General features: G+C 65.3%; 11 protein-coding genes, 1 other RNA gene and 1 pseudogene. 7 read left to right on the forward strand and 6 right to left on the reverse strand.

Features of this window, described 5'->3' with window-relative positions; genetic code table 11:
• Window positions 1-64 precede the first annotated feature (64 nt).
• The 3 genes from ssrA to V3B46_RS19490 all read right to left on the reverse strand — a co-directional run bounded on the left by ssrA (window position 65) and on the right by V3B46_RS19490 (window position 2,836).
• Window positions 65-457, reverse strand: a transfer-messenger RNA (tmRNA) gene (ssrA, locus tag V3B46_RS19480).
• A gap of 179 nt (window positions 458-636) precedes the next feature.
• The gene (locus V3B46_RS19485) at window positions 637-807 is read right to left on the reverse strand and encodes a site-specific integrase (protein ID WP_229655293.1); all 171 of its coding nucleotides are present in this window, start codon (window positions 805-807) and stop codon (window positions 637-639) included.
• A 49-nt stretch (window positions 808-856) separates the two neighbouring features.
• Window positions 857-2,836: an XVIPCD domain-containing protein gene (locus V3B46_RS19490; RefSeq protein ID WP_329892668.1), complete on the reverse strand. Its 1,980-nt coding sequence runs from the start codon at window positions 2,834-2,836 to the stop codon at window positions 857-859.
• Between the two features lie 158 nt (window positions 2,837-2,994).
• On the opposite strand from V3B46_RS19490, the gene V3B46_RS19495 reads away from it, so the two are divergent.
• The 3 genes from V3B46_RS19495 to V3B46_RS19505 all read left to right on the forward strand — a co-directional run bounded on the left by V3B46_RS19495 (window position 2,995) and on the right by V3B46_RS19505 (window position 4,139).
• On the forward strand, window positions 2,995-3,219 hold the full coding sequence (locus V3B46_RS19495; protein ID WP_229655294.1) for a hypothetical protein: 225 nt from the start codon (window positions 2,995-2,997) through the stop codon (window positions 3,217-3,219).
• 12 nt (window positions 3,220-3,231) lie between these two features.
• A complete protein-coding gene (locus V3B46_RS19500) occupies window positions 3,232-3,426 on the forward strand; it encodes a GNAT family N-acetyltransferase (protein WP_275575708.1) in 195 nt (64 codons plus the stop codon).
• 140 nt (window positions 3,427-3,566) lie between these two features.
• Window positions 3,567-4,139, forward strand: coding sequence for a hypothetical protein (locus tag V3B46_RS19505; protein WP_154263223.1), 573 nt, complete (start codon window positions 3,567-3,569; stop codon window positions 4,137-4,139).
• Between the two features lie 125 nt (window positions 4,140-4,264).
• Here the strand turns inward: V3B46_RS19505 and smpB are convergent, their stop codons facing one another.
• The gene (gene smpB, locus V3B46_RS19510) at window positions 4,265-4,768 is read right to left on the reverse strand and encodes an SsrA-binding protein SmpB (protein WP_010484447.1); all 504 of its coding nucleotides are present in this window, start codon (window positions 4,766-4,768) and stop codon (window positions 4,265-4,267) included.
• Window positions 4,769-4,825: 57 nt separating this feature from the next.
• Here smpB and V3B46_RS19515 point away from each other — a divergent pair, with 57 nt between their 5' ends.
• Both V3B46_RS19515 and V3B46_RS19520 read left to right on the forward strand, forming a co-directional pair.
• The gene (locus V3B46_RS19515; RefSeq protein ID WP_010484449.1) at window positions 4,826-5,251 is read left to right on the forward strand and encodes a type II toxin-antitoxin system RatA family toxin; all 426 of its coding nucleotides are present in this window, start codon (window positions 4,826-4,828) and stop codon (window positions 5,249-5,251) included.
• Between the two features lie 3 nt (window positions 5,252-5,254).
• Window positions 5,255-5,512, forward strand: coding sequence for an RnfH family protein (locus tag V3B46_RS19520; RefSeq protein WP_032128285.1), 258 nt, complete (start codon window positions 5,255-5,257; stop codon window positions 5,510-5,512).
• A gap of 36 nt (window positions 5,513-5,548) precedes the next feature.
• Here V3B46_RS19520 and V3B46_RS19525 read toward each other — a convergent pair whose 3' ends face one another.
• Window positions 5,549-5,941, reverse strand: coding sequence for an outer membrane protein assembly factor BamE (locus tag V3B46_RS19525; protein WP_010484453.1), 393 nt, complete (start codon window positions 5,939-5,941; stop codon window positions 5,549-5,551).
• Window positions 5,942-6,044: 103 nt separating this feature from the next.
• Here V3B46_RS19525 and fur point away from each other — a divergent pair, with 103 nt between their 5' ends.
• The gene (gene fur, locus V3B46_RS19530) at window positions 6,045-6,452 is read left to right on the forward strand and encodes a ferric iron uptake transcriptional regulator (protein ID WP_005409235.1); all 408 of its coding nucleotides are present in this window, start codon (window positions 6,045-6,047) and stop codon (window positions 6,450-6,452) included.
• Between the two features lie 64 nt (window positions 6,453-6,516).
• Here the strand turns inward: fur and V3B46_RS19535 are convergent, their stop codons facing one another.
• On the reverse strand, window positions 6,517-7,782 hold the full coding sequence (locus tag V3B46_RS19535; protein ID WP_329892669.1) for an SGNH/GDSL hydrolase family protein: 1,266 nt from the start codon (window positions 7,780-7,782) through the stop codon (window positions 6,517-6,519).
• A 97-nt stretch (window positions 7,783-7,879) separates the two neighbouring features.
• On the opposite strand from V3B46_RS19535, the pseudogene V3B46_RS19540 reads away from it, so the two are divergent.
• Window positions 7,880-8,794 (forward strand): annotated as a pseudogene (locus tag V3B46_RS19540) (LysR family transcriptional regulator); the annotation flags it as partial.
• Between the last annotated feature and the right edge of the window lie 75 nt (window positions 8,795-8,869).

Consider the following 8,869-nt stretch of genomic DNA (forward strand, 5'->3'; position numbering starts at 1 on the left):
AAAAGCCCGGAAACCCACGTTGGTGGAATTTCCGGGCTTCTCCGGTCCTGTTCGAACCGCTCATTGGTGGAGGTGGGCGGAATTGAACCGCCGTCCGAAGGCACTCCATCCCCAGCACTACATGCTTAGCTCACCGTTGAATCTCATCCCCGAGCAGCACGGTGTGCAAAGCGCACCCGGGAACCAGCCTGTTGTGTTCTAGTGCCGGACTGACAGGCAGCCGCCCAGCGCGATTCCATGATAATGACTCTACGCTGCGAGCATGGACACAAGCAGTTTCGAGGCTCCGCCTAAGTCGGCAGAAGGTCACGCACCGCAGTTTTTAGGCTGCGAGAGCGACCGGAGCGTAGTTGTCGTCGTTGGCAACTAGAGTTTTGCAGCTGGATTTACGAGGAAAGCTACCCCCTCGGCATGCGCCAGGCGACTTCACAACCCCCGTCGAAACCAATGCACCCCCGGTTTCTTCAAGCATTGCAAGGCTTTCAGGCCCTTGGTTGACCAGATGTTGACCAAGAACCCGCCTAACGATGTGGATGGTACGGCAATCTTCCTGAACAGTCACGCGTGGCCAGGGCCAGCGTCGGAACCGTTCAGTCGGCGCTGCCGTCCAGCAGCAGGCTGCGGGGCGGGGAGCGGCTAGCGGGTCCAGACCGCCGCGGCCTTGGCGCCGGCATCGGGGACCATCGATGGGATCCACCGGCCGTACTTCTTGGCGGTGATGGTCCAATCGCGGTGCCCCATCTGCCTCGCCATCCACATGACGTTTTCGCTCGCGCTGAGCGCCTGGGAGGTGAAGGCGTGGCTCATCTGACACGGCGTCCCTAGACAGCGCAAGCCCTGCTGACCCTGAGATAGGTCATAGTCCTCGTGCCGCCATCAGTCGCGTCTCCTGCTCGTGCTCTTGAGTACGCAGATCGCTCCGTGCACGCGATTCAGAGGCCACCTGCAACCTGGAAAAACTGTCCTCGATGGGCGTATTCAACGCAGTCTGATAGTCGAAACCCGCCCGTAGATGTGCCGGGGAGTCGAGTGCCCCCTGCACGACAAATGCTTGGCCGCGATTTCCGACCACAAGGTGATCCACCTGACTCAACCCAGCCTGCTGGGCTGCGATGGTTCCGGCCATCGCCAAACGCTCAACTGCCTGATCCGGCAATCCACCCTGGGTGCACGCCAGCCTCTCTGCCGCTTGGAAATTCTGCTTGTAGATGGCATTCGCCTCGTGGTCCGAATCACGCGGATCGAGGGTGGCGGTGCGGTCAGCGGGAGCCGGAGCCTGCTGCTGCGATTGAGCCGGCGCATTGAGCAGCGTGCCGTCTGAACGCGTGAGTTGCGCATTGATCGGGTGGACAGGCCCACGCGGGTCACCGTCCTGCGCCACTCGCTGCAGATGCTTGCCGAACTGATCGGCATTACCCTGCAGACTACGGGCTATTCCGATTGCGAATTCAAGACCGTCGCGCTGCGGCTGGTCGCCATGGCCAGCGCGAGCGATACCTGCCAATGGATCGAGATGTCCGAGGGGACGGTCGACCATCTTCTGGGTTCGCTGCATGAATTCCTGCATCTGCGCTTCGCTGAAACTGACCGAGACTTTTTCACCGGGATGGATCTGTCCCGGGCCCTCGGTCGATCCAGTTAAAGCCAGGTTCAACGCGGTGGCGATGTTGCGCTCCTCAACGGCTTCGTTTCGGCCACCAATCACCCTGTCCACAAAGCCCGGGGTCGGCACATCCGTGTCGACAAGGAACTGATACCTGCGCGCATCCACGTCCTCGCGGAGCCTTTCTCCGTCACGGGTGAAGGCGCGCACAATCGTCAGCTTCACGTTGTCGTCGTAGCTCAGTTGCTGGGTGACTGTGACCTTGCCGTCGGGAGCCGTGCTCTGGATCGCCGTGCCAGTATTGCGGCGCCCCGCGATATCGGCACTCACCAGGTCATTGACCAGTCCCACTTGCAGCCGCTGCTGGGAGCTGTAGTCCAACCGCTCCAGCTGAGCCACGTTGCTCACGCCGGGCGTCTGATCGGCCACCTGGCCTGTTGCGAGCATTCGGATGTAGGCCGCACGCGCATCCGGTTCGCGCAGGTCAAAGTCGGCGGTCTGCAGTTTGGACTGTCCAAGCGCATCCTGGCGACCGGCCATCACGCGCGCAATGCCTAGATCGACGCCCACGCCCTGCAGGGATTCGATTGCCTTGTTGGGCCCGGTAACGACCCGTACATGGTGTTCGTCCAAACGGCTGATCGCGACACCGACCCCCTCCGCTTCAGTGAGCTGGTTCACCGTTGCGATGTGGCGGAACGCCACTTTCAGCTCGCTCTGCTGGAATTGCTGGCTGTCCAGCATCACCCGGCCACCGATCGGCAGCGTGGTCGGGTTGAAAGGGTTCACTCTGGCAGCTTGCTCAGCCGTTGCAGGAGTGGATTTTCCCGCTTCAGGTGCGTTGGTGTCAGGCAGGGAGACGCGATAGCGCACACGGGCACCCACTTGCGACCCGGCTTCAAGCTCGACACCGGCCAGACGCTCTTTGCCCTCGACTTCGGCACGTGCGCCAACTGCAACCGACGCCTCAAGGCTGAACTGGGTGATGCGTTCGCGCTCGATATGGTTCTCGCCTGCCGTGCCCGTTACCTCTGTCACCTTCTTCATCGTGGCGCCTGCAAGAGCCACTTCTGCCTGAGTCTTCTCGATACTACGTCCGACAACCTTTACAGCGCCGTCTGCGGTCCAGGTCATCGAAGCGCGGTCACCCGGCAGTTTTGCACTGCGCTCAGTGGTAGAGCCGGAGTAAGTGGGGTCGATCGAATCGTCAGGATTGGAGGCCGTCGCAGTCATGCGAACTTCCTATGAAAAGGTGAGCCAGTCCCGAGTATAGACACCCTTCGGTTGATGGGGTCGGGACGGGCGGCCCTGGCGTTCTGCCTGACCCCGGCAGCAGAGTATCGGGGTTGATGGCATACGGATTCCCGATCCGCAGCCAATGGAAGGACGCCATGTCGCTTGAAGTCGCCGTAACCGATGATCCCAGCGACGAGGCGCTGGACCTGATTGGCAGTGGCCTGGACCAGTTCAATCTGAACGCTGCGGGCTACGCCGATCGGCGCACGCTGGCGGTGCTGGTCACCGATCCGGCCAGTGGCGAGGTGGTAGGGGGCCTTGCCGGGCGAACGTCACTGGGCCTGTGGTTTGTGGATCTGTTCCATCTGCCAGCGGCCTAGCGCGGCAACGGGCTGGGGTCGCGTGTGCTGGAGGCCGCAGAGGATGAGGCGCGACGGCGCGGTTGCCGTTCCGGCGTGCTGTACACCCTCAGCTTCCAGGCACCGGACTTCTATGTGAAGCATGGATGGCCCGAATTCGGTCGGGTGCCTTGCGACCCGCCCGGTACCTGCAGGGTGTTCTTCAGCAAGGATCTGTCAGCGGGGTGAGCGCGGCCGCCGCCCACGCGTATTGTCAATCCGCAACTTGTTGTAGAGCGCCTGTCATAGCGGATTGCTAACTTCGTGAACACGAATTTGCGACACACTGGCGACGACCATCCGGGCCAGGATAGACACGGAGACTGTGGGTGACCGATGCAAGCCAACAACGCAGCCTGCGGCAGCTGATCGGGCCGGTCGGTGCCGACTACCAGCGGCGTGCGTTGCCGCCGGGCTGGGTCTGGGCGGTGCTGGCGGTGCTGCTGGCGGCCACCTGGGTGACTGAGTTGCCGGCCACGGCAGCTGCGGCACTGGTCGCCAGCGCGGTGGTGGTGCACTGGTCGCAGCGCGGCCGCATCCATTGGCTGGGTTGGCGCCTGCCGGGCCTGGCAGTGCTGGCGGCCCTGCTGTGGGGGCCGGAAGTGCTGTCGCAGTGGTTCGAGCACGGGCTGGCTGTGGTGCTGATGTCGCTGGCCAGTCTCAGCATTGGCGTGCATGTGTGGCAGTCGCGACAGATGGCGCGCCAGCTGCAGGACGCGGCCGATGCACTGGATGACGCCCAGTTGCTGGCGTTGCTGCCGGCTGATGCCGCGAACCTGGCCCAACAGTGGCGCTCGGGCGATGATCGTTACGCACCGGAGCTGGCAGTGGTGATGCACCTGGCGGTGATGCACGCGGCGCTGTCGCCGCGGATGCGCAGGCAGGGCATGCTGGCGGGGTGACCTGCCTTTTGCAGAGTCGAGCCATGCTCGACTGCTTTTCTTACCGAAGCCGGGCATGGCTCGACTCTACAGAGAGCCAGAGCAGCCGAGCATGGCCCGACTCTACAGGGTGATGCGCAGCCGCCTTACGCGTCGCGGTTACCGCGACGCATCACACGCTGCTTCTCGATCGCCCAGTCGCGGTCCTTGGCGGCATCGCGCTTGTCGTGGGTCTGCTTGCCCTTGGCCAGCGCGACTTCGAGCTTGATCTTGTTCTTGCTCCAGTACATCGCCGTCGGCACGATCGTGTAGCCATCGCGCTCGACCTTGCCGACCAGCTTGTCGATCTCGCTCCGGTGCAGCAACAGCTTGCGATCGCGCCGGTCGTTGGCCACGACATGGGTCGAGGCCTGGATCAGCGGAGTGATCTGCGCGCCGATCAGGAAGATCTCTCCATCCTTCACGTAGGCGTAGGCGTCGACGATGTTGCCGCGGCCGGCACGGATCGATTTCACCTCCCAGCCCTGCAGGGCCAGGCCGGCTTCGAAGCGGTCTTCGATGTGGTACTCGTGGCGGGCACGCTTGTTCAACGCGATGGTTTTGTTGGCCGTCGCGCTCTTTGCTTTATCCTTGCCGCTGTTCTTGCTCATTTCCGTATTGTCTCCGATTCGGGCCCGCCCGGTCGATTGCCGAAACGTCCTGTATTCATGCCTACTATCCGCCGCAGCGCCCTGGTCGAACATTCGGCCGCGCGCATGTTCGACCTGGTCAATGATGTCCAGGCCTATCCGCGCCGTTTCCGCTGGTGTTCGGCTGCCCAGATCCTGGAGCAGGGCGAGGACCGGCTGGTAGCGCGCCTGGACCTGGGCCTGGGCTCGTTCAGCACCTGGTTCCAGACTGAAAACACCCTGCAGCGCCCGCACAGCATCGACATGCAGCTGCGCGATGGCCCGTTCAAGCAGCTGCACGGCCGCTGGGAGTTCCATGCGCTGGCCGAAGATGCCTGCAAGGTCACCCTGACCCTGGACTTCGAGCCCAGTTCGCGCCTGCTCGGCCCGGCGCTGGCGTTGGGCTTCCAGAGCCTGGCCGATCGCATGGTCAACGACTTCATCCGCGTTGCCGACGAGGCCTGAGCGATGATCGAGGTCGAGGTGGTGCTGGCCTGGCCGCAGCGGGTGCTTTCGCGCCGGTTGCAGCTGGACGAGGGCGCGACCGTGGCCGAGGCCATTGCCGCCGCCGCGCTGGAAGGCAGTGCCGACTGCCCGGCGGCGGCCGTGCATGGGCTGCTGGCGCGCCCGCAGCAGGTACTGCTGGATGGCGACCGCATCGAGCTGCTACGCCCGTTGCAGGCCGACCCCAAGGACAACCGCCGGCGTCGCGCGCTCGGCGGTTGATTCCTGTCGCCCGTCCGCGAGGACGGGCAGGGGGCGTCAGCGACCCTTCTTCTTCTTGTCCTTCGGCAGATTGCGGCCGAACTGGCGCACGGTCTGCTGGGCCAGGGCCTTGTCGTTACCCGGGAAGTAATCGCCTTCCCAGCGGGTCACGTTGTCATTGTCGAAGAACACGGTGAAGTTCTTCACCTCGGTACGGCCCAGGCGGTTCACGCGCTGGCTGGAGGTGTAGTCCCAGCGCTGGGCGTGGAACGGATCCGGAATGGACGGGGTACCCAGCAGCGCAGTGACCTGCTGCTTGCTCTGCCCGACCTGCAGCTTGGCCACGGCATCTTCCCGGATCAGGTTGCCCTGATAGATGGGTTGCTTGTAGATGATGCCGCACCCGGTGGTGGACAGGGCGACGGCGGCGACCAACAGGAGATTGCGCATCGGGACTGGCGGTTGGGGAAATCAAACCGATGATACACTCCCGGCGTGCCACCGCGACCCAATCCGAGGCAGCTGGCGCTAAATCGCCAATGAACGGAGACCTATGGAAACCCACGACCTGCGAAAAGTCGGCCTGAAGGTGACCCATCCACGGATGCGGATCCTGGCGCTGCTTGAACAGCGCAATGCCCAGCACCACATGACCGCCGAAGACATCTACCGCCAGCTGCTCGAGCATGGCGACGAGATCGGTCTGGCGACGGTCTACCGGGTGCTGACCCAGTTCGAGGCAGCCGGCCTCGTGCTCAAGCACAATTTCGAAGGCGGCCAGGCCGTCTATGAGCTGGACCGTGGCGGCCACCACGACCATATGGTCGACGTGGACAGCGGCAAGATCATCGAGTTCGAAAGCCACGAGATCGAGGAGCTGCAGCGCAAGATCGCCGCAGACCACGGGTATGAGCTGGAAGAGCACTCGCTGGTGCTGTACGTGCGCAAGAAGCGCAAGTAAGCCGTTCCGGCCAGCTGGATGCGACGAAACCCCGGGCCTGCCCGGGGTTTTTCGTTGGGCGGGGTCAGATCCCTTTCCCAGGGGAAAGGGATCTGACCCCGGAGGTTTCGGGTGAGCCCATCAACACCTCCAGATCCACCGCCTCGGCCATTGCCCGGTTGCCCGCATCGCCCGGGTGCAGGTGATCGCCGGAGTCGTAGGCCGCAGCCATCCGTGACGGATCGGCCGGGTCGCGCAGCGCCGCGTCAAGGTTGATCACCGCGTCAAACGGGCTGTCCGTGCGCAGCCAGGCGTTGAGCTGCCGGCGCAGGGCGTCCTTGTCCGGGTGGTAATAGTCAGCCAGCGGCGTGCCGGGCAGGGCGCCGGCGAACGGCGGCAGGGTGGCGCCCACGATGCGAACGCCTCGGGTGTGGGCCTGCTCGGCCAGGGTGCGATACCCCGCCTGTAGTTCGGCCAGCGTGGGCCGGGCCTGGTTCCGGGCGAAGGCGGTGCCGGGCCAGCTGATGTCATTGATGCCGATCAGCACGACTACGCTGACCACGCCTGGTTGATCCAGCACGTCACGCCGGAAGCGGGCCAGGGCGGATTCGCCCATGCCGTCGCGCAGCAGCCGCCCCCCGGAAATACCGGCGTTGACCACGGCAACGCCCCGCGGTGCCAGACGCGCGGCCAGGTGGTCGGTCCAGCGCTGGTCCTGGTCGAGGCTGGCGGTGGCGCCGTCGGTGATCGAGTCGCCGATCACCACCACGCTGCGTGCGCTTGCAGCGGCCTCGACCTCGATGCCGGCCAGGAACAGGCGGGCAGTGGTGCTGCTGGCCCCGCTCAGAACCTGGGCCTGGCTCTGGTTGCCGGGCGCAATCCAACTGGTCTGTCGACCCTCCCAATGGAACGTCTGCACCGGCGTCGGCCCGGGCACGAAGACACTGACCTGCAGCGCCTGCCGGCTATCCGTGGCCAGTGGCAGCGGATCGCTCAGCCGTTCCTGCCCGGGGCCGATCAGCACCCCGGGCTGGCCGTCGAAACTGAGCGGCTGCGGGGTGGCTCCCGCACGTGCGGCCACGCTCGCCGCCCCGATCCGCAGCGGCTGGGTGCCGTAGGCATTGCTCAGCCGCACCCGCAGCCGCGGCCCGCCCAGGCTGATGCGCGCGGTCTGGCGGAAGGTCTGGTCCTGCAGCGTGGCCGGAACCAGGGTCGGGAACAGGAAATCGGCGCCCCAGACCGGTTGCGGGCTGGCCTGCCAGCTGGCGACCCATTGCGGGGCCGGGGCGGCGCTGGCGGCGCTGGACAGTGCGATCAAGGCGGTCGCGGTGAGCTGGCTGAAGCGGTTCATCGGGCAATCCCGGGAGGACGGAGCGCCATGGTGATTCCACACTCATCTGTGAACTAGACTGCGCATGGATAATCATCTGTGAACTACATTCATAGCCATGGCACGACCCGACATCAATCGATCCGGCGAACTGGAAGTGTTCGTGCGGGTGATCGAGACCGGTGGCTTCTCTGCCGCCGCCCGCACCCTGGACATGACGCCGTCGGCGGTCAGCAAGCTGGTGGCGAGGCTGGAGCAGCGGCTGGGTACGCGCCTGCTGCAGCGTTCCACCCGCCAGCTGCAGCTGACCCCCGAAGGCTGCGCATTCTACGAGCGTGGCCTGCGCGTGCTGGCCGACCTGGAGGAGGCCGAGCGCTGCGCCAGCGCCCATGCCGAGCCGCGCGGACGCCTGCGGGTCAATTCCAACGTGCCGTTCGGCCAGCATTTCCTGTTGCCGCTGCTGCCGGCGTTCCTGGAGCGCAACCCGCAGGTGGGGGTGGATCTGACCCTCAACGACGAGGTGATCGACCTGCTGGAGCAACGTACCGATGTGGCAGTACGCGCCGGTCCGCTGAAGAGTTCCAGCCTGGTGGCGCGACGGCTGGGTGCGACGCGGATGATGATCGTGGCCGCGCCAGCCTATGCGCAGCGGCATGGACTGCCGCGCAACGCTGAGGAGCTGCAGTCGCACAACCGTCTGGACATCGGCCATGCACGAGCGATGCAGGGCTGGCCGCTGCTGCAGGACGGACGCGAGCGGATGGTGCTGCCCAGTGGCAATGCCCGCGCCAGCAACGGCAACGCGCTGCGTCAGCTGGTGCTGGGCGGGTTGGGCATGGCGCGGCTGGCGACCTACCAGGTGCAGGAGGACATCGCCGCCGGACGCCTGCTGCCGGTGCTGGAAGAGGCCAACCCCGGTGACCTGGAAGAGGTGCACGCGGTGTTCCTGGGGCAGGGCGGCTACCTGCCGCTGCGGGTGCGCGCGTTCCTTGATTTCCTGGTGGAAACGGTGGATCTGGCGCGGCCACGGGGGTCGTGGCGGGGGGGGGGGGGGGGCCCCGCCGCCGGGCCCCCCCCCCCCCCCACCGCGCGGGGCGGGCCGCGGCGC

Origin of the sequence: Stenotrophomonas sp. SMYL11 (assembly GCF_036320005.1) — a bacterium.
GTDB lineage: Bacteria > Pseudomonadota > Gammaproteobacteria > Xanthomonadales > Xanthomonadaceae > Stenotrophomonas > Stenotrophomonas maltophilia_A.

Excerpts from the sequence above, each read along its gene's own strand:
- V3B46_RS19520 (WP_032128285.1), top strand. The coding sequence starts at position 5,255 with ATGATCGAGGTCGAGGTGGTGCTGGCCTGGCCGCAGCGGGTGCTTTCG.
- fur (WP_005409235.1), top strand. The coding sequence starts at position 6,045 with ATGGAAACCCACGACCTGCGAAAAGTCGGCCTGAAGGTGACCCATCCA.
- V3B46_RS19495 (WP_229655294.1), top strand. The coding sequence starts at position 2,995 with ATGTCGCTTGAAGTCGCCGTAACCGATGATCCCAGCGACGAGGCGCTG.
- V3B46_RS19535 (WP_329892669.1), bottom strand. The coding sequence starts at position 7,782 with ATGAACCGCTTCAGCCAGCTCACCGCGACCGCCTTGATCGCACTGTCC.
- V3B46_RS19490 (WP_329892668.1), bottom strand. The coding sequence starts at position 2,836 with ATGACTGCGACGGCCTCCAATCCTGACGATTCGATCGACCCCACTTAC.
- V3B46_RS19485 (WP_229655293.1), bottom strand. The coding sequence starts at position 807 with ATGAGCCACGCCTTCACCTCCCAGGCGCTCAGCGCGAGCGAAAACGTC.
- V3B46_RS19515 (WP_010484449.1), top strand. The coding sequence starts at position 4,826 with ATGCCTACTATCCGCCGCAGCGCCCTGGTCGAACATTCGGCCGCGCGC.
- V3B46_RS19525 (WP_010484453.1), bottom strand. The coding sequence starts at position 5,941 with ATGCGCAATCTCCTGTTGGTCGCCGCCGTCGCCCTGTCCACCACCGGG.
- smpB (WP_010484447.1), bottom strand. The coding sequence starts at position 4,768 with ATGAGCAAGAACAGCGGCAAGGATAAAGCAAAGAGCGCGACGGCCAAC.